This window comes from Streptomyces sp. FIT100 (assembly GCF_024584805.1).
In the GTDB taxonomy this organism is placed as follows: Bacteria; Actinomycetota; Actinomycetes; order Streptomycetales; family Streptomycetaceae; genus Streptomyces.
The window spans coordinates 2,310,546-2,333,820 of record NZ_CP075715.1 but is presented as its reverse complement, the minus strand read 5'-3'; the positions used below and the strand labels follow the sequence as shown (position 1 = coordinate 2,333,820).

Genomic DNA, 23,275 nt, shown 5'->3' with positions numbered 1-23,275 from the left:
CTAGGGGAGGGTAACGACCGTCGCGGCGTAGACGAGCCCCGCCCCGAAGCCGATGACGAGCGCGGTGTCGCCGCTCTTCGCCTGTCCGGTCGCCAGAAGCCGCTCCATCGCGAGCGGAATCGAGGCGGCCGAGGTGTTGCCGGTGGTCTCCACGTCACGGGCGACCGTGACGTGGTCCGGCAGCTTCAAAGTCTTCACCATCGAGTCGATGATCCGCATGTTCGCCTGGTGCGGAATGAAGACGTCCAGGTCGTCGGAGGCGATCCCGGCCGCGTCCAGCGCCTGCTGGGCGACCTTCGCCATCTCGAAGACGGCCCAGCGGAACACCGCCTGGCCCTCCTGGGTGATGGCGGGGAACCGCTCGACGGTGCCGTCGCGGTAGTCCGTCCACGGCACGGTCTGCTTGATGGTCTCCGACTTGTCGCCCTCGGAACCCCAGACCGTGGGGCCGATCGCCGGCTCCTTCGCGGGGCCGACGACGACCGCGCCCGCGCCGTCGCCGAACAGGAAGGCCGTCGCGCGGTCCTCCAGGTCGGTGAGGTCGCTGAGCCGCTCGACGCCGATGACGAGGACGTACTCGGCGGAGCCCTCGACGACCATGCCCTTGGCGAGCGTCAGTCCGTAACCGAAGCCCGCGCAGCCCGCGGAGATGTCGAACGCCGCCGGCTTGACCGCGCCGATCTGGTCCGCGATCTCCGTGGCGACCGCCGGGGTCTGCTTGAAGTGCGACACGGTGGAGACGATCACGGCGCCGATCTGCTCCGGGGTGATCCCGGCGTCGGCGATGGCCTTGCCCGACGCCGCGACCGACATCGCCGTCACGGTCTCCTCGTCGGAGGCCCAGTGGCGGGTCGCGATACCCGAGCGGGAACGGATCCACTCGTCGGAGGAGTCGATCGTCTCGAGGATCACCTCGTTCGGCACGACCCGGGTGGGGCGGTAGCCGCCGACACCCATGATCCGCGCGTACGGGGCGCCCTGGCTGGGCTTGATCTTCGACATGCGCTCTCGGCTCCTTCGTCAGGCTGCTTGGTGCTCGGCGACGAGCGTGCGGGCCGCGTCGAGGTCGTCGGGGGTCTTCAGGGCGAGCGTCGCGACGCCCGGCAGGGCGCGCTTGGTGAGACCGGTGAGGGTGCCGCCCGGGCACACCTCGACGAGGGCGGTCACACCGAGCTCCTTGAAGGTCTCCATGCACAGGTCCCAGCGGACCGGGTTGGCGACCTGGCCGACGAGCCGGGAGACGACCTCGTCCCCCGTCGCGACGGTCCGGCCGTCCTTGTTGGACACGTACGTCACCTTCGGGTCGGCGACGGTGAGGGCCGTCGCCGCCTCCTGGAGCTTCGCGACCGCGGGAGCCATGTGGTGCGTGTGGAACGCGCCGGCGACCTGGAGCGCCACGACACGCCGCACGCCCTCGGGCTTGTCGGCCTCCAGGGCGGCGAGCTGCTCCTTGGTGCCCGCGGCCACGATCTGGCCCGCGCCGTTGACGTTCGCCGGGGTCAGACCCAGCTTCTCCAGGTGCGGGACGGTGACATCGGGGTCGCCGCCCAGCAGCGCCGACATGCCGGTCTCGGTGACGGCGGCCGCCTCGGCCATCGCCAGCCCTCGTGTCCGTACGAAGCCCAGCGCGGCGGTGTCGTCGAGGACACCCGCGAAGGCGGCGGCCGTGATCTCACCGACGCTGTGGCCCGCGACGGCACCGGGCGCGAGGTCTCCCAGGGCGGACGCGGACAGCAGACCGGCCGCGACGAGCAGCGGCTGCGCCACGGAGGTGTCGCGGATCTCGTCCGCGTCGGCCTTGGTGCCGTAGTGGGCGAGGTCGAGTCCGATGGCGTCGGACCAGGCCGCGATGCGGTCGGCCGCGCCGGGGAGTTCGAGCCAGGGAGTCAGGAAGCCGGGCGTCTGAGCGCCTTGGCCGGGAGCGACGAGTACGAGCACCCTCACACTCTCTCTTGTGGACGGTCCGGGCCGCCCGTGGGGACAGGGACCAAGAACCGTCGGGGGAATTGTTGGTGTCCGACAAAAGACTAGGACTGCGGATCGCCGTCTACCAGACGCCCGAGGATGAGTGCGATCCGGAGAGTGAACGCGGAGCGCACATCGGAGGGTGACCAGCCGGTGACGTCAGTCACACGTCGGAGCCGGTAGCGGACGGTGTTGGGGTGGACGAAAAGCATCCGGGCCGCACCCTCCAGACTGCTCGCCTGCTCCAGATAGACACTCAGGGTTTCCAGGAGCGCCGACCCGGCTTCCTCGAGCGGTCTGTAGATCTCCTCCACCAACTGCTCGCGGGCCGACGGGTCGCCGGCGATGGCGCGCTCCGGCAGCAGATCGTCCGCCAGCACCGGCCGAGGGGCGTCCTGCCAGGCCGAACACGCCTTCAGCCCGGCGGCTGCGGCCTGCGCCGAGCGGGTCGCCGCCAGCAGGTCGGGCACGACGGGGCCCGCGACGACGGGACCGGCGGCGTACGGGCCGATCAGCGCCTTGGCGACCTGGAGCGGATTGTCGTTGCCGCCCGCGATGACCACGAGCCGGTCGCCGAGCACTCCGGTCAGCACCTGGAGCTTGGCGTGCCGGGCCGCGCGGCGGATCGCCTCGACGGTGAGCTCGCTGTCGCCGTCGGGCGCGGTGCCCAGCACGACGCACACATGCTCCGGCGAGTTCCAGCCGAGGGCGGCGGCCCGGCTGACGGCGCCCTCGTCGGCCTCGCCCGACAGCACCGCGTTCACGACGAGCGATTCGAGGCGTGCGTCCCAGGCGCCGCGGGCCTCGGCGGCCTGCGCGTACACCTGCGCGGTGGCGAAGGCGATCTCCCGCGCGTAGACGAGGAGCGCCTCGCGCAGGATCGACTCGTCGCCCGGCGCGGCGACCTCCTCGATCGCCGACTCCATCACCTCGATGGTGGTCCGCACCATCTCCACGGTCTGGCGCAGAGTGATCGCACGGGTCAGCTCGCGCGGCGCCGTGCCGAAGACATCGGTCGAGATCGCCTGCGGGGTCTCGGGGTGCCGGAACCACTCGGTGAACGCGGCGATACCGGCCTGGGCGACCAGACCGATCCACGACCGGTTCTCCGGGGGCATCGCCCGGTACCACGGCAGCGTCTCGTCCATGCGGGCGATGGCGTTCGCGGCCAGCCGCCCTGAGGACTGCTCCAGGCGCTTCAGGGTCGCGGAGTGCGGGTGGGCGGCGTTGGCGGGCAGGGCCGGCTCGGGATGGGGCACGGGGACAAGAGTGCCTTATCGGGACGCCCCCGCGGAGCCCCGGGTCCCGGCCGGGCCTGCGCGGGGGTCCCGGCCACGGCGCGGGGCGGGGCGAAGGCCGCCGCAGGCGCCCGGGGCAGGGCCCGCGGGCCCTACCGTAGAGGCGTGATTTCCGTATGGCGCGCCGGACGGCGCTATCGGGGCGGGGAGCCGGACGCCGGGATCGAGTCGTGGCACGCCTTCTCGTTCGGGCGGTTCTTCGACCCGGACAACCTCCGCTTCGGCGGGGTACTCGCCTGCAACGAGGAGCGCCTCGAACCCGGTGCCGGGTTCGACGAGCACCCCCACAGCCACACCGAGATCGTCACCTGGGTCGTGGAGGGCGAGCTCACCCACCGGGACTCCGCCGGGCACGCCACCCTCGTGCGGCCCGGGGACGTGCAGCGGCTCAGCTCGGCCGGCGGGGTGCGGCACGTCGAGCGCAACGAAGGGGACGCACCGCTGACGTTCGTGCAGATGTGGCTCGTGCCGAAGGATCCGGGCGGGGAGCCGTCGTACGAGATCGTGCACGGCATCGCCGACGCGACGCCGTACGCACTCCCGCAGGCCGGGGCCATGCTGCACGTGCGGCGGCTCGCGGCCGGCGAGCGGACCGCCGTCCCCGACGCGCCCTTCGCCTACGTCCACGTCGTGCGCGGGGTCGTCCGCCTCGCAGGCGACGCACTCGGCCCCGGCGACTCGGCGCGGATCACCGACGCGGAAGGGCTCGAACTCGCCGCCGCCGGCGCCGCCGAGGTGCTCGTCTGGGAGCTGTCGGGCTGACGGCGCCCTTCGCCCGGCGCCCTTCGCCCGGCGCTCTTCGCCCGGCGCCCGTGCCCAGCCGGCCACCGTGCCTACAGGGCAGGGGAGCTGCGGCCGGATGCGGCGGCCGTCAACCGCGCAGTTCCGCGAGGACCGCGTCCGTGAACGGCGGCCACGCCGCGATCGCCCACGGCCCGAAGGACCGGTCGGTCAGCGCCACGCACGCGGCCCGCGCGTCCGGGTCGATCCACAGGAAGGTGCCGGACTGGCCGAAGTGCCCGAACGTACGCGGTGAGGACGCCGCCCCCGTCCAGTGCGGGGACTTGGCGTCGCGGATCTCGAAGCCGAGGCCCCAGTCGTTGGGCTTCTGGTGCCCGTACCCCGGCAGGATCCCGGAGAGGCCGGGGTGCACGACGGACATGGCCTCCAGGACGGTCCGCGGGTCGAGCAGCCGGGGGGCCTGTACCTCCGCGGCGAACCGCACCAGGTCGTCGACGCTCGACACGCCGTCCTTGGCCGGGGAGCCGTCCAGCGTCGTGGACGCCATGCCGAGCGGCTCCAGCACGGCCTGTCGCAGATACTCCGCGAACGGGATGCCCGTCGCCTCGGCGATGTGGTCGCCGAGCACCTCGAAGCCCGCGTTCGAGTACAGCCGGCGCGCGCCGGGCGGGGCGGTCGGCCGGTGCTCGTCGAAGGCGAGACCGCTGGTGTGCGCGAGCAGATGGCGGACCGTGGACCCCTCGGGCCCGGCCGGCTCGTCCAGCTCGACCGCGCCCTCCTCGTACGCGACGAGCACGGCGTACGCGGCGAGCGGCTTGGTCACCGATGCCAGCGGGAAGCGGTGCGCGGTGGGGCCGTACGCCCCGGCGACGGTGCCGTCCGCGCGGACGACGGCGGCGGCCGCGGTCGGGACGGGCCAGTTCTCGGTCATCGCCAGGCTCTGCATGCGTACGACCCTACAAGGGCAAGGCCGTGCGGTGAGGGGCGGGAGTCCGGCGTCGACGGTGCCGTGATCTGCTGCTTTCCGGGACGCGGGAGGGGAGCTTCGGGAGTCGGGAGAACGCTCGCGCAGGCAGCCACCGTGTCGCCGCCGAAGGGGTGCGCCTGCGCCGTCCCCGCGCTGCCGAAGAGCAGCGCGGGGACGGCGGCCGGCAGGCGCAGCACCCCGGTGCGCAGTGCTCGCACGGTGGTGCTTCCCCTCTGCTTCCGGCGCGCGGCCGGCCCGAGGACCGTCTCGTCGTCAGGAAGCCGGCTTTGTCAGCGTGCACTTCGGCAAGGAAAGATCGATTCGCGACCCGGCCGTCAGACACGGGACGATGCCCGCGGTCTGCTGGCCGTACCTGCGTGCCTTATGGACACTCATGTGTCCCTCATTGTCGACCTCGCACGGGTTCCCTTCCGTGCAGACTCCACCCTGGTCGTTGGTGGTGTTGTGGATCCCGACCACAAGGCCGGTGTGCGGGTTGATGAGAGGTGCCCCGGAGGCACCGGCATCGGGGTAGCAGTCCTCGGTGTAGCGGATCGCGTTGCGCAACACGTAGCCCTCTTCTCGAAGCTCCGGCACCACACTGCCTACCGCGCAGGTCCAGCTTTGCCGCAAGCCGCCGGCGATGAGGCCGATCGGGTCGGCTTCCCGGGGGCCGGTGGCCGCGAGCTTGAACACCTTGGCGCCTTTGGAAGCCAACTGGGCGTAAGTCTTGTCCAATTGGTACAGCGCGACGTCGGTGCCGGTCATTGTGGCATAGCTCAGTTTGGTGGTGGAAGCGGTTGTCTTCGGCTTCCCCGCGCGGTCGAGTACCGTCACCTTTCGCTTCTCCGCCCGATCCACCACCGCGGACTTGGGCGCGGGCCGGTCCCCGGTTACGCAGTGGCCGTTGGTCAGCAACAGTGCAGGGTCACTTGGTTTGGCGGTGTCCGTCTTCACCAACGACCCGGAACAGCCTTCGAGATCGACGGCGCCTTCCAAAGTCGGCTGCTTCGCAGTCATGACGTCTTTCATCCAGGAGCGAAACGCCGGGACGGCAGTGTAGACGCCAGGCTTTTTGATGTCGCCACCGCTGACGGCACCGACCAGAGCCCAACCATCGCCGGCCCGTACGATCGCTGGGCCGCCGGAGTCCGTGTTGGTCGGGCGGATCTTTCCGTCGAGACTGCCGATGCAGAGCTCGGTCTCCTTGATCCCGACGTCCTCGCAAGGAGCGGCGGCCTGCACCACCGTGTCAGCCTCGCGCAAGTGATCGGGGAAGCACTTGGGTTCCAGCTTGTCGCAGGTCATCCCCCAGCCGAGGATCCGAACCGGTGTTTTTTCAGCCGGCTTGCCGGCGGCGATCTTGATGGGCCGGCTCTTGGCCGGGGTTTTCAGCTTGAGCAGAGCGATGTCGTTTCCCTGTAGATCGCCGGGGCGTTTGATGTATTTGTCGACCTCGACGACTTCGCCGCCGGAGGACACGCTGGTGGATCCGATGCGCACCTTCCATCCGTGCGGATACCCGTCGAGCACCCCCGCCTCGTTCTTTACGCAGTGGCCGGCGGTGACCATCCATTGCGGCGCAATCAGTGCAGCGCCGCACACATGTCCGTCAGGCCGTGGCGACTCCGCGCGCTGCAGCGAACCCATGAACGAATAGGCTGCTGATGATTCAGTGCCACCGTTGAGGGCGGCCGCTGGGGCGGCGGTGAGGGCGGATGCGGTGAGAGCGGATGCGGTGAGCGTGAGGCCAGTCGATATGAGGGTACGAGTACGCAATGGGTTGAATTCCGTTTCGGGGTTGATCGGGCATGGGTTGTTGGTGTGAGGCGAGGTCCTGCGCAGCCTCAGCATCGAACGGGTAGTGGTCCGTTGCGAATTCGTAGATGAGGCCATGTCTAAAGCGGTTCAGTGAGGGCCGCTTGAAGAAGATCACACAGCGATGCGGGAACCTGCAGTGTGCATCCGTTACGTCATAGGCCCGTTGGTGACGGTCACAGAGGCAGGAGCCGTGAGCCGGAACAACGCCGGCGTGGGCGCTGCGGAACCAATAGCGCGTCAGCTCGCTCCCCATTCCGCTGAATAGCCGGGCTGGCTGACTGACGCCCTGCCGGACTGTCTTCGCGCGCGAGGGGCGGGCCGTGGTGGTCGATGGCCCGGTCGGCCGCGGTCTTCGCGGCGTGCCGCGGTCACCAACGTGGCGATGCAGCGCGGCTCGGCTCGGTGAGCGGGGCTGTCCAGGACTTTCCGACGACGGCGCCCACGAGGGCGATGGTGGCGTCGGCGATCACGCCGGCGGCCTGGACGACCTGGTCACGGGCGGTGTGGTGGAGAGAGCGGCGCTGAAGCTGGCGCGGTCTGGGGGCTGGGTCCGGGTTCGGGTCCGGGCCCGGGTCCTAAAGGTCACGGAAGGCCAGCCGCATCGCCGGGTCGGGGGTGCGGACGAAGCCCAGCGACGCGTACAGCGGCTCCCCCTCCTCGGAGGCGCGCAGATCGACCCTGCTCACACCGCGCTCCCGGAACCAGCCGAGCAGCCCTTCCATGCAGGCCCGTGAGTGGCCCCGGCGGCGCCGGTCGGGATCGGTGGCGACACTGAAGACGTAGCCGGTCGTGCCGGCGGGGTTGCCGGGGGAGCCGAGCCGGTACTCGATCGTCCCCACCGCGCAGGCGGCGAGCCCGCCGGGCCGCTCGACCACGAAGGCCGTCAGACTGCCGTCCGGGTCCGCGAGCCGGCTGCGCAGGGCGTCGACGGCGGCGGGCTGCCAGCTCGTGTCGGGGGCCGCGGCCGGGGGCCGGCGGCCGGCGATCGAGTCGAGCATGACGGTGCGCAGGCGGACCAGCTCTTCGGCGTCGTCGGGGCGTGCGCGGCGTGCGCGGCTCATGGCGGTCGTCATGGCGGTCGTCATGGCGTGCAGGCTAGGGGGTGTCCCCACCGGACACCCCCCTCAGTCACCGCCCCGATGCCCGCCGACCGGCTTTCGCTTGCTTCGAGTGCACTCCAAGGTCCTAGCGTGGAGGTCATGACGGTGCTGGAGACCACATCCGCGACAACCGATGTCTGTGCGGCCGCGCCCCCTGCCCATCCGCGGCCCGAGGAGCAGGACCACTACACGATCAGCGAGGTCGCCGCCTGGACCGGGCTCAGCGCGCACACGCTGCGCTGGTACGAGCGGATCGGGCTGATGCCGCACATCGACCGGTCCCACACCGGGCAGCGGCGCTTCCGCAACCGGGACCTGGACTGGCTGGGCTTCGTCGGCAAGCTGCGGCGCACCGGGATGCCGGTCGCGCACATGGTCCGGTACGCGGAGCTCGTCCGCGAGGGCGACCACACCGTCGGTGAGCGGCAGGCCCTGCTGGAGGCGACGCGCCGGGACGTGCGCGCCCGGATCGCGGAGCTCCAGGACACGCTGGCCGTGCTCGACCACAAGATCAGCCATTACGCGGACGCCCACCGGGCGTCGGAGAGGGCCTGAGCCCCGATGACCAACAGCAACGGAAAGATCACCACCGTCACGCTCGGTTCCGGGGGACCCGAGGTCGGTGTGCAGGGCCTCGGCTGCATGGGCATGAGCGAGTTCTACGGCGCCACGGACGAGGCCGCCGCCCGCGACACCCTGGAGGCGGCGCTCGCGGCGGGGGTCACGCTCTTCGACACGGCGGACGTCTACGGGCGGGGCGCCAACGAGGAGTTCCTGCGGCCCTTCGTGACGGCCCACCGCGACGAGATCACGCTCGCGACGAAGTTCGCGATCGTGCGCACGGACGACCCCCAGTACCGGGGGATCCGCAACGACCCCGCGTACGTCCGCGAGTGCGTCGAGGGCAGCCTGCGGCGCCTCGGCGTCGAGGCGATCGACCTGTACTACATGCACCGGCGCGACCCCGCCGTGCCGCTCGCGGAGTCCGTCGGCGCGATGGCGGAGCTCGTCGCGGAGGGCAAGGTGCGCCACCTCGGGCTGAGCGAGGTCACGGGCGCGGAGCTGCGCGAGGCGCACGCCGTGCACCCGATCGCCGCGCTCCAGTCCGAGTGGTCGCTCTTCAGCCGCGGCGTGGAGCGCAGCGCGGTGCCCGCGGCGGCGGAGCTGGGTGTCGCCCTGGTGCCGTACTCGCCGCTCGGGCGGGGCTTTCTCACCGGGGCGTTCGCGGACGCGGAGCGGGAGCTGCCGGCGGACGACTTCCGCCGCTACCAGCCGCGGATGGTCGGCGACGCGGCGGTGGCGAACACGATGCTCCTGGAGCCCGTGAGGAAGCTCGCCGCGTCCCACGGCGCCACGCCCGCGCAGATCGCCCTCGCCTGGGTCCAGCAGCGCGCCGCCGTCCACGGCCTGACGGTCGTCCCCATCCCCGGCACGCGCAAGCGCTCGCGCCTGGAGGAGAACGTGGCGGCGACCCGGATCGTGCTGAGCGAGGAGGAACTGGCGCTGCTGGAGCCGATCGCCGGGCGCGTGGTGGGGAGCCGGTACCTGGACATGTCGGCGACGTCGGACTCGCGGGAGTAGCGCACGCGGGGGCGCGTCCGGCGCCCGGACGCGCTCACGCCACGCCCAGCGCGAACGCCAGGAAACCCGCCGCCAGCACCCCCGCCGCCGCCCGCCCCGCCCGGGTCGCGCCAGTCCAGGGGGATTCGAAGGCCCGCGCGTAGCGGGCGATCAGCACCAGCAGCACGGCGAAGAGCGGGAGCCAGGCCGACCGGGCCAGGACCCAGCCCAGCGAGTCGGGGGCCGTCGTGAGGCCCGGGACCGCCCCGGCGTACGACGCCGGCACCGCGGCCGCGAGCATCGCGGTCTGGTGCCAGCACAGGATCGTCATCGCGGACAGGTTCACCACGACGACCGGCGCCCACACCGCCGGCCGCGCCAGCAGGCGTGCGATCCGCTCGCGCAGCAGCACCGCCGCGCCGCTCTGCGCGGCCGCGAGCGCCAGGACGAGGAGCGACGGCGGGTGGGAGTTGGTGCGCGCCTCCCCGGGCACCCCGACCATCGACGCGGGGTAGTGGAAGACGACGAGCAGGACCGCGAAGAGGACCGTCCCGCCCGCCAGCAGCAGCGCTCCGCCCCGCTTCCCGATGCGCTTCTCGCCCCAACAGACGCCGAGCTGGTAGGCGAAGAGCCAGCCGGGCAGGATGTTGAGCGCGCTCAGCCAGGACGGCACGGCGTCCGCGTACGGCCCGTACCGCAGCAGGTCCACGACGGCGACGGACAGCAGCAGCGGCGCCGCGGCCCAGCCGCCCAGGCGCCGGGCGGCCCGTACGCACAGCGGGGTGAGGGCGGTGACGACGACGTACACGCCCACGAACCACTGCGGCTGGACGACCAGCGTCGCCCCGGTGCGCAGGGTGTCCTCCGGGACACCCGCCGCGGACAGCACCGCGATCAGCGCGGCCCACACCGCCGTGACGCCCAGCACCGGCCGCCCGAGGCGGGCGGCCCTACCGCGCAGCCACTGCGCTGTCGTGCCGGGGCGCCGGCGGTACGAGAGGACCGATGCGTGACCGCCGACCAGGAAGAAGACGCCCAGCATCTGGAGCACCCAGCTGACCGGCGCGAAGAAGCCGAACGCGGACAGCGGGCTGGCATTGTGGATGGCGCCGTCCGCGTCGAGCGTGAATCCGCCGAGCAGCCAGTGCCCGGTCGGGACGGCGAGCAGCGCGAGGGCGCGCAGTCCGTCGATCGCGCGGTCGCGGTGGGCCGGGGTCGAGGACTCGATCCTCGCGACGAGCGGGGCGAGCGTCTTCATCGGGCTTCTCCCTGGGCGATGGCGGCGAAGGTGCGCAGTGACGTGGTCCCGGGCGCGAAGTAGCCGGTGTGGCCCGGGACGTCGTCCGCGGGGACGCGCCGGGCGCCGAAGGCCGGGTCGGCGGGGTCGTGGCCGTGGCCGAGGCCGAGGAGTTCGACGTTCGGGACCTTGGAGATCCAGTCGGCGGGGGACTTGGCGGCCCAGATCCGGGCGTCCGTGCCCAGGTCGGCGGCGCTGTCGGCGCGCATGCCGGGCGAGCCGAGGACGACGATGTCGCGGGCGGCGGCCCCGGAGGCGGCGAGCCCGCACACGACGGACCCGTAGCTGTGGCAGAACAGCGCGGGCGTGGCGGCGCCGTTCGCCGCGAGGCCCTGGGTGAAGCGGGTCAGCCGCCGGGCGCCCGCCTCCGCGAGCGCGCCGGTCGCGGCGTCGAGACCGATGCCGAGGGGTGTCGTGTAGCCGGCCCAGGCGACGACGGCGGTCCGCCGGCCCGTCGCCTCGTACAGCGACCGCGCCATCGCGCTCGTGCGGTCGAAGGTGCCCGCGTCGATGTCGGAGCCCGGCACGACCACGGCGATGTGGGGGGCGTGCTCCAGGTCGCCGAACACCTCGGCGAGCTGCCCGCGTCCGCGCGGGTCGTGGGCGAGGATCCGCCGGCCGTCCGCGGCGGCGCCCAGGGAACGGGCGTTGGCCTCGTAGCGCAACGCGGGCGGGACGCCGTCCAGGTTCCCGACGACGAGCGGGTGGCGTGCCGTGAGCGAGCGCCGCTGATCGTCCGTCAGCGAGGCGAAGAACGCGGCGACGTCACCGGGGGACGCGTTCGCCGGATCCGGCAGCTCCCGCCCGAGCGAACGGTCCGCCCGCCATTCCGCGGCCCCCGGCGGTGGCCCTGTGACGGGCGTCTGGGCGGTCCCGGAAGCCCATCCCGCCGTTCCTGTGACGACGGTCGTCGCGAGCGCCGCGGCGACCAGAGTCCTCCCGAACCGTCTCATGATCCCCTCTTCCTCCTCCGGCTGTGTGGCGGAGGGGAAGGTAGGAGGACGGTTCCTGAGGGGGCGTCACACCGGGGAGCCAACTCCCGGGTGATACCCGGGTACTACGGGTCGCCCCCTACTGGCCGCCGGGGGTCACAAGACCCGACTCGTACGCGAAGACCACCGCCTGCGCGCGGTCGCGCAGGGCGAGCTTGGACAGCACCCGCCCGATGTGGGTCTTGACCGTCTGCTCGGCGAGGACCAGATGGCCGGCGATCTCCTGGTTGGACATGCCGCGGGCGATCAGCTCCAGGACCTCGGTCTCGCGCGGGGTGAGGCCGTGGAGCCGCAGCGAGGCGCGGTCCTTCCGGGGGGCCGGGCCCCGGGCGGCGAAGTCGGCGATGAGACGGCGGGTCACGGAGGGCGCGAGGAGCGCCTCGCCCGACGCGACGATCCGTACGGCCGAGATCAGGTCGGCGGGCGGCGCGTCCTTCAGCAGGAAGCCGGACGCGCCCGCGCGCAGCGCCTCGTACACGTAGTCGTCGACGTCGAAGGTGGTCAGCATCAGCACCTTCGGCACCCGGACGACCCCGGGCGGCGGCGACAGGATCTCGCGGGCCGCGGCGAGCCCGTCCAGCTCCGGCATCCGCACGTCCATCAGGACCACGTCGGGATGCGCGGCGCGGGCCACCGCCACGCCCTGCCGGCCGTCCGGTGCCTCGCCCACGACGTCGATGTCCGGCTGCGCCGCCAGCAGTGCGGCGAACCCCGCGCGCACCATGGCCTGGTCGTCGACGATGATCACGCGGATGGTCAACGGGGGTCCTTCCCGTTCGTCGGAGGCGTCGCCGGGGCCGTCGCCGGGGCCGTCGCCGGCGGTGTCAGAGGCAGGCGCGCGGCGATCCGGAAGCCCCCGTCCGGCAGCGCGCCGGTGTCCAGGGTGCCGCCGGTCAACCGTACGCGTTCGCGCATCCCGACCAGGCCGTGGCCGGTCCCGGTGGTCTCCAGCGGCGCGACCGGCTCGGCGGACGGGCCGTTGACCACGAGGACCGTGAGGTACGCGCCGTCCGCGGCCACCGACACCCGCGTCGCCGCGCCGGGCGCGTGCCGGATCACGTTCGCGAGCGCCTCCTGCACGATCCGGTACGCGGACAGGTCCACGGCCTGGGGTACGTCGCCCAGTCGGGCCGGGAGCGACAGCTCGGCCGGCACCCCGGCCCGTACCGTCGCCTCGACCAGCTGCTGCACCCGGCCGAGCCCGGGCTGCGGCGCCCGCTCGGCCTCGGATCCTTCGCTGCGCAGCACCGCGAGCAGCCGCCGCATCTCCGCGAGCGACTCGCGCGCGCCGGAGGCGATCGTCGCGAACTCCTCCTGGGCGCCGTCCGGGAGCCCCTGGATCCGGTAGGGCGCCGAGTCCGCCTGGACCGTGATCACCGACATGTGGTGCGCCACCACGTCGTGCAGCTCCCGGGCGATCCGCGCCCGCTCCTCCAGCAGGGTGCGCTGGGCCCGCTCGGCCTCGCTGATGGTCTCCTGCTCGGCCAGCTTCCGCTGCACCTCACCGCGGGTGCGCAGGATGTCGGCGAACAGGAGCACGACGCCGCTCAGCACGAACAGCAGCACATGGATGCCGTCGCTGCGCTTCTGCGAGACCATCTCGAAGAGGAACCCGGTCGCACCGGTCACCAGCCAGACGGTGAGCAGGGTGCGGCGCGGCTCGCGCAGCCCCAGGAAGAGCATCAGCCCCAGATAGCCGACGACGCCCATCGGCGTCCACGGCCAGCTCCTGCCGGCCGTGCCGTCCGCGCCGAGGAGGACGGCCGCGCCCAGCACGTCGGCGGCGAAGACGATCCACCACGCCTGGAGCGGCCGGGCGACGGCGAGCAGCAGCGGCGCGGTCTGTGCCGTGGCCAGCGCCCCGGCGATGCCCCCGTTCACCCGGTAGTCGTTGGTGAGCACGCTGATCGTCACCGGCAGCAGGGCGGCGGTGAGCGCGAGCACGACCGCGTACGGCGCGAGGCGCAGCCAGCGCCTGGGCGAGTCGGCGAGCGGCGCGGCCGGGGCGTGCGACGGCTGCTTGAGGCCGAGCAGCGCCTCGCGCACATGACGCAGGCCGTCGGCGAGCGGGGCGGGGACGGGGGCACGGGACATGACCCGCCCAGCGTAGGCGGCCCGCCTGCCGGGGGCGTCATACCGCGGGGCGTCATACCCGGGTATGACGCCCCCGGCACGGAGCCGCCCGCGTATGACGCCCGGCACGGAGCCGCGTACGACGCCCCGCACGGCATCGGTGTCCTACAACTCCGCCAGGAGCTCCGCCTTCTTCGCCCGGAACTCCTCGTCCGTCACCAGGCCCGCGCTGTGCAGCTCCCCCAGGTGCCGTATGCGCTCGGCGACGGCCGCGGGGCCGCCGCCCGCGGCGGGCGGGACGGGCGGGGCGGGCGGGACGGTGAGGACCGGCGCGGTGAGGACCGGGGCCGGGAAGGCGGCCCGGACGGCCTCCAGGACCGCCGCCGCGAACGGCAGGGACTCGTGGACCGGGCCGTAGCCCAGCCCGAAGACGACCGCGGCCGGGTCGTGGTCGGCCTGGGTCCGGGCCCTGTCCGGAGCGGGGGCGTCGGCCGGGGCGGGGCGGGGCAGCAGGCGCAGATGGCCGTCGAGGGCCTCGGGGGAGCGCCACTCGACCCCGGTGAGCTGGGACACGGCGAAACTCTGGTCCCCCGCCTTCCACTTGGCGGACGAGGCGCCCGTCCAGGACCAGCGGAACGACACCTTCTCGCCGTCGAAGGCTGCCTTCCCGTCGTACGCCTTGAACTGCAGCGGCCCGGCCGGCGCCCGCACCAGACCCGCCGCGGCGGGCGCTCCCCCGGCGTCGGGGAGCGCCGCGCGCAGTTCGTCCGCGTAGTGCTCGGCGAGCGTCTCGCACCCCTCGGGCAGCACCAGCCGGTACGGGTCGCAGCCCGGCTTCAGCTGCCCCGCGGCCGCGTCCATCAGCGGATCGGCGCCCGGTCTCGGCACCGCGTGCAGCACGACCGTGCCGCGTTTGCCCTGGGAGAGGGTCACCGACTCCAGCGCTTCGAGGGGGATGCGCCGCTCGCGCAGCGCCTGGAACAGCCTCGGCGTGCCTCTGTTCCCCCGTGTGAAGCGGATGAGTACGGAGTCCGGTTCGAACTCCCAGGTGGCATGAATTCCGGCCAGCACATCACCCATGCGCCTCATCGTAGGCGGCGTGCGCCCGCGCGTCCCCCCTCGGATCCAACCCGCTGCGGCACGCCGACGCACCGTCCATGCAGCTCACCGTCGTATACGAACCGACGCCTATCTCGGCGAAGTTGCGCAGGCTTTCGGTGCCTGGCTCGAAGTAGCCGGTGTGGCCGGACGCGCCGGCCGCCGACAGCACCCGCGCACCGAACTCCGGCGTCATCGGATCCGCGCCGTGGCCGAGCCCGCCGACCTCCAGGTAGGGCACGTCCTGGATCCAGTCGTCGCGGTCGCGCATCGCCCACACCCGGGCCGCGGTGTGCAGCTGCGCCGCGCTCTGCGCCCGCATGCCGGGGCTGCCGGCGACCGCGACATCACCGACGCGGCCGGGCAGTTCGCGGGCGGCGACCCCGCACACCACGGAGCCGTAGCTGTGGCAGAAGAGCGTGATGGGCGCGCTGCCGGGCAGCGCACCGGTCAGTGCCACGAGCCGGTCGGCGCCGGTCGTGGCGAGCCGCCCGGTCGAGGCGTCGAGGCCGACACCCGCCGGGGTGGTGTAGTCGGCCCAGGCGATGACGGCCGTACGTGTGCGGGGCGACGCGGCGCGCTCGGCGGCGTACAGCGATTCGGCCATCCCCACCGGGGCCGCGTACTTGCGCCTGGTCCGCTCGAACGTCAGCAGGTTCGTGTCGACCCCGGGGACGATCACCGACACCCGCTGCGCGCGGTCGAGGTCGCCGATGACCTCGGCGGCGCGGCCCTTGCCCGACGGGTCGAACGCCAGGATCTGCCGGCCGGGCCGCAGCATCGACTCGAACCGGTGCATGCGCCGGCCCGCCTCGTGCCTGCCCTCGTCGGACAGCCTGCTGTCGTGCATCCGCCACCGTTCCACCTGGCGCGCCTGGGCGAGGGAGATCCGGTTGGCGCGGTAGCGGAGCGTGACCGGTGCGCCGTTGAGATTGCCCACGACGAGGGGGTGCTGCTCGGCCAGCGCGGCGGCCTTCCGCTTGCCGATGGCGGCGAAGAATCCGGCCACCACGGCGGGCCGTGCCTCCGGGTCGGGCAGCGGACGGTGCCCGATGCGGGCGGCCTGCCCCCAGGCGGCGAGTGCGGCTTCCCTGGGCTCGGTGGGACCGTGCCGACCTCGTACGACGGTCCAGCCGGTGGTCGCGAGCAGCACGAACACGACGGCGAGAGCGAGAAGGGCGCGCCAGACGTTGAGGGTGGGGGAGGTGTCGAAAGCAGTCACTGGGGGTTCAGCGTAGGGGGCGGCGATCGGAGGCCGCGAAGACCGTGAGGGAGATCACGCGTCCGAGGGGCCCCGGCGCGGCGGACGGCGGCGCGTGACTACTGTCCGTGCGCGCCCTTCGCACGCTCCGACGCACCCGGATCACCCGTACGCCCGCTGTACCGGCCGTCCCCGCCCGCAGCCGCCGCCCTCGGCGCTGCCCCCGGTGCCGCTGCGCTCCGCGCCCGCCAGTCCTTCGCCAGCGCCGGCCCGAGGTGGTCGAGATAGCTCTCGGTCAGCTCCCGGATCGCGTCCAGGCTCGGGTCCTCGCCCTGGCCCCAGAGCCGTCCCGTCACCCGCATCACGCCGGCGAACGCGGCGACGGCGACGCGGGGCCGCGGGTCGGCGTCCACGTCGAGGCCCTCGCGGTCGGCGATGAGCCGGGCGACCTGCTCGTCCAGCTCGGCGAAGCGGCGCAGATGCACGGCGAGCAGCGCGGGCGTCGACTCGATCATCTGGAAGGTCCGCATGTAGAGCTCGACCGGGACGACCTCCTCGATGGCCTCGCCGAGGGTGTCCCAGGCGCACATCGCGGCGTGGCGCATCGCGTCGAACGGGCCCTCGGCCGCGGGCCGTTCGCGCAGCGCGTCGATGAAGTGGGACTCCACCATCGTCTGGACGGCGAAGGCGGCCTCCTCCTTGTTGGCGAAGTACCGGAAGAAGGTGCGCTGGGACACCTCGACGGCGTCCGCGATCTCGTCGACCGTCGTGTGCTCGTACCCCTGCGTCGTGAAGAGTTCGAGCGCGGCCCGCAGCAGGGCGTCGCGGGTGCGCTGCTTCTTCAGCTCGCGGAGTCCGGTTCCGGTCACCTTGTGGTCTGCTCCCCGCTGTCTCTTTGTCGCTTTTCCCAGCTCAGCCTATATGTGAGCGACATGACAGTTACCGACTGATGAAATATTTTGTCAACTGTCAGACGCTGACATAATCTCATCGCATGACTAGTCAGACCACCGTCGAAAAGGCGCCCGCGGACCACGCTCCCGCACCGGCGCCGGCCAAGGGGCTCCGCGGCCACCCCTGGCTGACGCTCATCTCCGTGGCCATCGGCGTGATGATGGTCGCACTCGACGGCACCATCGTCGCGATCGCCAACCCGGCGATCCAGAAGGACCTCGGCGCCTCGCTCGCCGACGTCCAGTGGATCACCAACGGCTATCTGCTGGCGCTCGCCGTGGCGCTGATCACCGCCGGCAAGCTCGGTGACCGCTTCGGCCACCGCCAGACCTTCCTCATCGGTGTCGCGGGCTTCGCCGCGGCCTCCGGGGCCATCGGCCTCTCCGACTCGATCGCCCTCGTGATCGTCTTCCGTGTGCTCCAGGGCCTCTTCGGTGCCCTGCTGATGCCGGCCGCGCTCGGCCTGCTGCGCGCCACCTTCCCCGCCGAGAAGCTGAACATGGCGATCGGCATCTGGGGCATGGTCATCGGTGCCTCGACGGCCGGCGGCCCGATCCTCGGCGGTGTGCTCGTCGAGCACGTCAGCTGGCAGTCCGTCTTCTTCATCAACGTGCCGGTCGGCATCCTCGCGCTGGTCATCGGTGCGGTCATCCTCAAGGACCACCGCGCCGAGAACGCGCCGCGCTCGTTCGACATCCCCGGCATCGTGCTGCTGTCCAGCGCGATGTTCGCCCTCATCTGGCCGCTCATCAAGGCGGGCGAGTGGGGCTGGGGCTCGGCGGACACGCTGGGCTGGCTGGCCGCCGCCGTGGTCCTGTTCGCGGTCTTCGCCTTCTGGGAGACCAGGGTCAAGGAGCCGCTCATCCCGCTGCGGCTGTTCCGCTCCGTGCCGGTCTCGGCGGGCACGGTGCTGATGGTGCTGATGGCCTTCGCCTTCATGGGCGGACTCTTCTTCGTCACGTTCTACCTGGCGAACGTGCACGGCATGAGCGCCATCGACAGCGGTCTGCACCTACTGCCGCTCACCGCGATGATGATCGTCTCGTCGCCGCTCGCGGGAGCGCTCATCACCAAGTTCGGCCCGCGCATCCCGCTGGTCGGCGGCATGGTCTGCACGGCCGTCGCGATGTTCGGCATGACCACTCTTACGACGGACACCGGCACGCTCCAGATGTCTCTCTGGTTCGCCCTCCTCGGCCTCGGCCTCGCGCCGGTCATGGTCGGCGCCACCGAGGTCATCGTCGGCAACGCGCCGCTGGAGCTCTCCGGCGTGGCGGGCGGTCTCCAGCAGGCCGCCATGCAGGTCGGCGGCAGCCTCGGTACGGCGGTGCTGGGCGCGGTCATGTCGGCCAAGGTCAGCTCCGACCTGTCGGCCAACTGGACGGACGCGGGCCTTCCGCCGCTGCCGGACGAGCAGCTCGGCCTCGCCAAGCAGGCGGTCGAGGTGGGCATGGCCCCCGTCGCGCCGGACACCCCGCAGCCGGTCGCGGCGCAGATCGCGGGCGTCGCGCACGACACCTTCATGTCGGGCATGGGCCTGGCCTTCACGGTCGCCGGGATCGTCGCCGTGGTGGCGGCCGGTGTCGCGCTCTTCACCAAGCGCGGCGAGAACGCGGAGGCGGGTGCGGGCGCGGCCCACATCTGACGTCAACCGTGTGACGCGTGTGACGCACGACAGCCCCGCCGGGAGGTTCCGGCGGGGCTGTCGCCTATCAGGGTGATCCGCTCCGGCCGGACTTCCGTACGCGGTCCTGGACAGGTCAGGCTGCGGCCGAATGATCCACAACGACACGGGGGTTGATCCACCATGCGTACGACCATGTCCACGAGCCTGCTCGCCGCCGCCCTGGCCGCGACCGCTCTCCTGGCACCCACCGCCTCCGCCGCGCCCCGGCCCGCGCTCGGCGCCTGCGGCCCGGGGGAGCTGTGCCTCTGGGGGAAGCCGGACTTCAAGGGGGCCAGGCAGGCGTACGAGCTGTCCGGGCTCGACATCGACTCCTGCGTCCCGCTGCCCGCCGGCACCAGCGCCGAGGCCCTCGCCAACCGGACCGGGCGCCCCGTCACCACCTACCAGTCGGCGGAGTGCGCCGAGACGGGCGAGTTCGAGACCTACCCGGGCGGCGGCACCTGGGTGCCGCACTCCCCGTACCGGGTGCGGGCGTTCAAGGTGTGGGAGAACTAGACGCCTGCGCCGGAAGCCCCGGCGCCGCTGGGTCCGCCGGGGCCGCCGGAACCTGGGGGACCCCCGGGACCCCCGGGACCCCCGGGACCCCCGGGGCCTCCGGGCCGGACGGTGGCGGCGCCGAGAGCCGCGCCACCTCCGCCCGCAGCTGTCCGACCTCCGCGGTCAGGGCTTCGAGGAGCGCCGTCTGGCGGCGCTCCTCGGCGTCGTCCCGGTCGAAGCGGGAGATGAACCACGCGGCGATGTTGGCGGTCACCACACCGAGCAGGGCGATCCCGGAGAGCATCAGCCCCACCGCGAGCACCCGCCCGAGGCCCGTCGTCGGCGCGTGGTCCCCGTATCCGACGGTCGTCATCGTCGTGAACGACCACCACACGGCGTCGCCGAGCGTCCTGATGTTCCCGTCGGGTGCGTTCCGCTCGACGTGCAGCACCGCCAGCGAGCCGAACATCATGAGCCCGACGACCGCGCCCGCCACATAGGTCGTCAGCGTGATCTGCGGGGCCATCCGGGCCCGTCGCCCCACCAGCAGCAGCGTGGCGACGACCCGCAGCAGCCGCAGCGGCTGCACCAGCGGCAGCAGCACGGCCAGCAGGTCCAGCGGGTGCTTGCGGACGAACAGCCAGGTGTACGGCGCCAGCACCAGCCGTACGACGTAGTCGACGGCGAAGGCGCCCCAGACCGTCCACTCCACCACCGTGCAGAGCTGATGCACCCAGTGCTGGGCGTCCGGCGCCACGATCGGCACGGCGTACGCGACGCCGAACGCCACGGCGAGCCCCAGCAACGGCCCCTGGGTACGCGCTTCCCAGCGCATCTGCGCGGTTCGTTGCTTCATGAGGCGCATCGTAAAGGGGGCCGCGATGGGGGCGGAACGGACGTCCCGCCCGTCCGGCAACGCGGCCGCCCGCATGGCAGCGCCGCGGGCCACAGGGGGTGCGGGGGGGGACGGAGTCCCCCCGCGAAAGCCCTACGCGTCGCCGCCCGCGGCCCCGGGGTCCGCCGCCGCCACGTCGAGGAGCTGGTAGCGGTCCACGGCCTGCTTCAGCACCGAGCGGTCCACCTTGCCGTCGCGCGCCAGCTCGGTCAGCACCGCCAGCACGATCGACTGCGCGTCGATGTGGAAGTACCGGCGGGCCGCGCCGCGCGTGTCCGCGAAGCCGAAGCCGTCCGCGCCCAGCGAGGCGTAGCGCCCCGGCACCCAGCGGGAGATCTGGTCAGGCACCGACCGCATCCAGTCGGAGACGGCCACGAACGGGCCCTCCGCGCCGCTGAGCTTCTGCGTCACGTACGGAACGCGCTGCTCCTCCTCCGGGTGGAGGAGGTTGTGCTGCTCGACCGCGACGGCCTCGCGCCGCAACTCGTTCCAGGACGTCGCCGACCACACGTCCGCGCGGACGTTCCACTCGTCCGCGAGGATCCGCTGCGCCTCGACCGCCCACGGCACCGCGACACCGGAGGCCATGATCTGCGCCGGGATCCGGGCCGTTCCGCCGGTGTCCCCCGCCTTGAAGCGGTGGATGCCCCTGAGGATGCCGTCGACGTCCACGCCCTCCGGCTCGGCCGGGTGCTGGATCGGCTCGTTGTAGACGGTCAGGTAGTAGAAGACGTCCTCGCCGTGCGGGTGCTCGGCGTCGGATCCGTACATCCGCCGCAGACCGTCCTTGACGATGTGCGCGATCTCGAAGCCGAACGCCGGGTCGTAGGCGACACAGCCCGGGTTGGTGGAGGCGAGCAGCTGGGAGTGGCCGTCGGCGTGCTGGAGGCCCTCACCGGTCAGGGTGGTGCGTCCCGCGGTGGCACCGAGGACGAAGCCGCGCGACAGCTGGTCGGCCATCTGCCAGAACTGGTCACCGGTCCGCTGGAAGCCGAACATCGAGTAGAAAACGTACACCGGGATCAGCGGCTCGCCGTGCGTCGCGTACGCCGAGCCCGCGGCGATCAGCGAGGCCGTGCAGCCCGCCTCCGAGATGCCGTCGTGCAGCATCTGGCCGGTCGGGGACTCCTTGTACGCGAGCAGCAGCTCGCGGTCCACGGCCTCGTACTGCTGGCCGAGCGGGTTGTAGATCTTCGCACTCGGGAAGAACGAGTCCATGCCGAAGGTGCGGTACTCGTCCGGCGCGATCAGTACGAACCGCTTGCCGATCTCCTTGTCCCGCATGAGGTCCTTCAGCAGCCGGACGAACGCCATGGTGGTGGCGATCGACTGCTGACCGGAGCCCTTCTTCACGGCCGCGTACGTGCTGTCGTCCGGCAGGACCAGCGGCTTCGACCGCACGACCCGGGTCGGGACGTACCCGCCCAGGCCCTTGCGGCGGTCGTGCATGTACTGGATCTCCTCCGAGTCGCGGCCCGGGTGGTAGTACGGCGGCGGGCCGTCCTCCAGCTGCTGGTCGGTGATCGGCAGGTGCAGCCGGTCGCGGAAGCCCTTGAGGTCGTCGACCGTCAGCTTCTTCATCTGGTGGGTCGCGTTGCGGCCCTCGAAGTTCGGACCGAGCGTCCAGCCCTTGACCGTCTGGGCGAGGATCACGGTCGGCTGGCCCTTGTGGGCGCGCGCCGCCGAGTACGCCGCGAAGATCTTCCGGTGGTCGTGACCGCCGCGGCCCAGCATCAGGATCTGGTGGTCGGTCATGCCCTCGACCATCTGGCGCAGCCGGTGGTCGTCGCCGAAGAAGTGGTCGCGGATGTACGCGCCGGTCTCCGTGGCGTAGGTCTGGAACTGGCCGTCAGGCGTGGTGTTCAACCTGTTGACCAGCACGCCGTCGCGGTCCTGGGCCAGCAGCGGGTCCCAGGAGCGGTCCCAGATCAGCTTGATCACATTCCAGCCGGCACCGCGGAACTGCGACTCCAGCTCCTGGATGATCTTCCCGTTGCCGCGCACCGGGCCGTCGAGCCGCTGGAGGTTGCAGTTGACCACGAAGGTCAGGTTGTCGAGGCCCTCACGGGCGGCGATGGACAGCTGGCCGAGCGACTCGGGCTCGTCCATCTCGCCGTCGCCGAGGAAGGCCCACACGTGCGACCGGGAGGTGTCGGCGATACCGCGCGCCTCCATGTAGCGGTTCATCCGGGCCTGGAAGATCGCACCGATCGGGCCGAGGCCCATCGACACGGTCGGGAACTCCCAGAAGCCGGGCATCAGCCGCGGGTGCGGGTACGACGACAGCCCGTTCGGGTACTTCGACTTCTCCTGGCGGAAGGCGTCGAGCTGCGTCTCGTCCAGCCGGTCCAGCAGGAACGCGCGCGCGTAGATACCGGGCGAGGCGTGGCCCTGGAAGAAGATCTGGTCGCCGCCGTCGCCCTCGTCCTTGCCCCGGAAGAAGTGGTTGAAGCCGACGTCGTAGAGCGAGGCGGAGGAGGCGAACGTGGCGATGTGGCCGCCGACGCCGATGCCGGGCCGCTGGGCGCGGGAGACCATCACCGCGGCGTTCCAGCGGGTCGCGTTCAGGATCCTGCGCTCGATCTCCTCGTTGCCGGGGAAGAACGGCTCGTCCTTGGTCGCGATGGTGTTCACGTAGTCCGTGCTGCGCATCTCGGGCACGGCCACACGCTTCTCGCGGGCCCGCTCGATCAGGCGGAGCATGAGGTAGCGGGCGCGCTCACGGCCGCGCTCGTCGACGGCGGCGTCGAGGGAGTCGAGCCACTCCTGCGTCTCCTCCGGATCGAAATCCGGGACCTGGCTCGGCAGGCCGCCAATGATGATCGGGTTGCGATCGGATCCGGAAGCCACGCTGTTCCTTCACTGCTCGGTTGCTGGTGGTTGCGCCGATCCCCATCGTGTACCTAGAGAGCGGTTACGTCATCTCTACCGATGGGTAACAGACAGCCCCCGATTGGCGGACCGGCGGTACGGAAGCGTACAAAGGTGGCGAAGGGGGTGGGACGTTTCCGGCGCCCCCGGACGCAAGCGTGCCTGGAGTTGCGGCGGGACGGCCGTAAACGTCACCGTTTCGGCGGTCTCGGCGGCCGGGTACTTGCGCGATCCGTCCCGCCCGTGTGGACTACGGCCAATGCCTCGCGTACGCGCGC

At 72.2% G+C, this 23,275-nt stretch carries 20 protein-coding genes; 5 read left to right on the top strand and 15 right to left on the bottom strand.

Annotated features, from left to right (window positions below; genetic code table 11):
- The 3 genes from KK483_RS10135 to KK483_RS10125 all read right to left on the bottom strand — a co-directional run bounded on the left by KK483_RS10135 (position 1) and on the right by KK483_RS10125 (position 3,224).
- A complete protein-coding gene (locus KK483_RS10135) occupies positions 1-1,002 on the bottom strand; it encodes a ketoacyl-ACP synthase III (RefSeq protein WP_262004894.1) in 1,002 nt (333 codons plus the stop codon).
- 18 nt (positions 1,003-1,020) lie between these two features.
- Complete coding sequence (locus KK483_RS10130; protein ID WP_262004893.1) at positions 1,021-1,938, bottom strand: ACP S-malonyltransferase; 918 nt, start codon at positions 1,936-1,938, stop codon at positions 1,021-1,023.
- Between the two features lie 89 nt (positions 1,939-2,027).
- Entirely contained in the window at positions 2,028-3,224 is a 1,197-nt protein-coding gene (locus tag KK483_RS10125; protein WP_242335574.1) for a CdaR family transcriptional regulator, read from the bottom strand.
- 144 nt (positions 3,225-3,368) lie between these two features.
- Here KK483_RS10125 and KK483_RS10120 point away from each other — a divergent pair, with 144 nt between their 5' ends.
- A complete protein-coding gene (locus KK483_RS10120; protein ID WP_262004892.1) occupies positions 3,369-4,025 on the top strand; it encodes a pirin family protein in 657 nt (218 codons plus the stop codon).
- A gap of 109 nt (positions 4,026-4,134) precedes the next feature.
- Here the strand turns inward: KK483_RS10120 and KK483_RS10115 are convergent, their stop codons facing one another.
- From KK483_RS10115 to KK483_RS10105, 3 genes are all read right to left on the bottom strand, one after another.
- Positions 4,135-4,950 (bottom strand): serine hydrolase, encoded by an 816-nt coding sequence (locus KK483_RS10115; RefSeq protein WP_262004891.1) that lies wholly within the window; start codon positions 4,948-4,950, stop codon positions 4,135-4,137.
- A gap of 294 nt (positions 4,951-5,244) precedes the next feature.
- Entirely contained in the window at positions 5,245-6,825 is a 1,581-nt protein-coding gene (locus tag KK483_RS10110; RefSeq protein WP_262004890.1) for a trypsin-like serine protease, read from the bottom strand.
- A gap of 542 nt (positions 6,826-7,367) precedes the next feature.
- Positions 7,368-7,853 (bottom strand): GNAT family N-acetyltransferase, encoded by a 486-nt coding sequence (locus KK483_RS10105; protein WP_262009419.1) that lies wholly within the window; start codon positions 7,851-7,853, stop codon positions 7,368-7,370.
- Positions 7,854-7,991: 138 nt separating this feature from the next.
- On the opposite strand from KK483_RS10105, the gene KK483_RS10100 reads away from it, so the two are divergent.
- Complete coding sequence (locus KK483_RS10100) at positions 7,992-8,447, top strand: MerR family transcriptional regulator (protein WP_262004889.1); 456 nt, start codon at positions 7,992-7,994, stop codon at positions 8,445-8,447.
- Positions 8,448-8,453: 6 nt separating this feature from the next.
- A complete protein-coding gene (locus tag KK483_RS10095) occupies positions 8,454-9,473 on the top strand; it encodes an aldo/keto reductase (RefSeq protein ID WP_262004888.1) in 1,020 nt (339 codons plus the stop codon).
- 34 nt (positions 9,474-9,507) lie between these two features.
- Here KK483_RS10095 and KK483_RS10090 read toward each other — a convergent pair whose 3' ends face one another.
- The 7 genes from KK483_RS10090 to KK483_RS10060 form a co-directional block, all read right to left on the bottom strand.
- A complete protein-coding gene (locus KK483_RS10090) occupies positions 9,508-10,710 on the bottom strand; it encodes an acyltransferase (RefSeq protein ID WP_262004887.1) in 1,203 nt (400 codons plus the stop codon).
- On the bottom strand, positions 10,707-11,702 hold the full coding sequence (locus KK483_RS10085; protein WP_262004886.1) for an alpha/beta hydrolase family protein: 996 nt from the start codon (positions 11,700-11,702) through the stop codon (positions 10,707-10,709). Before KK483_RS10085 ends, KK483_RS10090 begins: the two co-directional genes overlap by 4 nt.
- A 118-nt stretch (positions 11,703-11,820) precedes the next feature.
- On the bottom strand, positions 11,821-12,501 hold the full coding sequence (locus KK483_RS10080) for a response regulator transcription factor (RefSeq protein WP_262004885.1): 681 nt from the start codon (positions 12,499-12,501) through the stop codon (positions 11,821-11,823).
- On the bottom strand, positions 12,498-13,835 hold the full coding sequence (locus KK483_RS10075) for a sensor histidine kinase (protein WP_262004884.1): 1,338 nt from the start codon (positions 13,833-13,835) through the stop codon (positions 12,498-12,500). The genes KK483_RS10080 and KK483_RS10075 overlap by 4 nt, the downstream gene beginning before the upstream one ends.
- 144 nt (positions 13,836-13,979) lie before the next feature.
- Positions 13,980-14,894 (bottom strand): DUF4429 domain-containing protein, encoded by a 915-nt coding sequence (locus KK483_RS10070; protein ID WP_262004883.1) that lies wholly within the window; start codon positions 14,892-14,894, stop codon positions 13,980-13,982.
- On the bottom strand, positions 14,887-16,134 hold the full coding sequence (locus tag KK483_RS10065) for an alpha/beta hydrolase family protein (RefSeq protein ID WP_262004882.1): 1,248 nt from the start codon (positions 16,132-16,134) through the stop codon (positions 14,887-14,889). Before KK483_RS10065 ends, KK483_RS10070 begins: the two co-directional genes overlap by 8 nt.
- Before the next feature lie 98 nt (positions 16,135-16,232).
- On the bottom strand, positions 16,233-16,982 hold the full coding sequence (locus KK483_RS10060) for a TetR/AcrR family transcriptional regulator (protein WP_262004881.1): 750 nt from the start codon (positions 16,980-16,982) through the stop codon (positions 16,233-16,235).
- A 125-nt stretch (positions 16,983-17,107) separates the two neighbouring features.
- Between KK483_RS10060 and KK483_RS10055 the strand changes: the two genes are divergently transcribed.
- Positions 17,108-18,712: an MFS transporter gene (locus tag KK483_RS10055; protein WP_262004880.1), complete on the top strand. Its 1,605-nt coding sequence runs from the start codon at positions 17,108-17,110 to the stop codon at positions 18,710-18,712.
- A 162-nt stretch (positions 18,713-18,874) separates the two neighbouring features.
- Entirely contained in the window at positions 18,875-19,249 is a 375-nt protein-coding gene (locus KK483_RS10050) for a peptidase inhibitor family I36 protein (RefSeq protein WP_262004879.1), read from the top strand.
- On the opposite strand, the gene KK483_RS10045 is transcribed toward KK483_RS10050, so the two are convergent.
- The gene (locus tag KK483_RS10045) at positions 19,230-20,087 is read right to left on the bottom strand and encodes a potassium channel family protein (RefSeq protein ID WP_262004878.1); all 858 of its coding nucleotides are present in this window, start codon (positions 20,085-20,087) and stop codon (positions 19,230-19,232) included. The two genes, KK483_RS10050 and KK483_RS10045, sit on opposite strands and share 20 nt — an antisense overlap.
- 132 nt (positions 20,088-20,219) lie before the next feature.
- Positions 20,220-22,976: a pyruvate dehydrogenase (acetyl-transferring), homodimeric type gene (gene aceE / locus KK483_RS10040; RefSeq protein WP_262004877.1), complete on the bottom strand. Its 2,757-nt coding sequence runs from the start codon at positions 22,974-22,976 to the stop codon at positions 20,220-20,222.
- Positions 22,977-23,275: the final 299 nt, after the last annotated feature.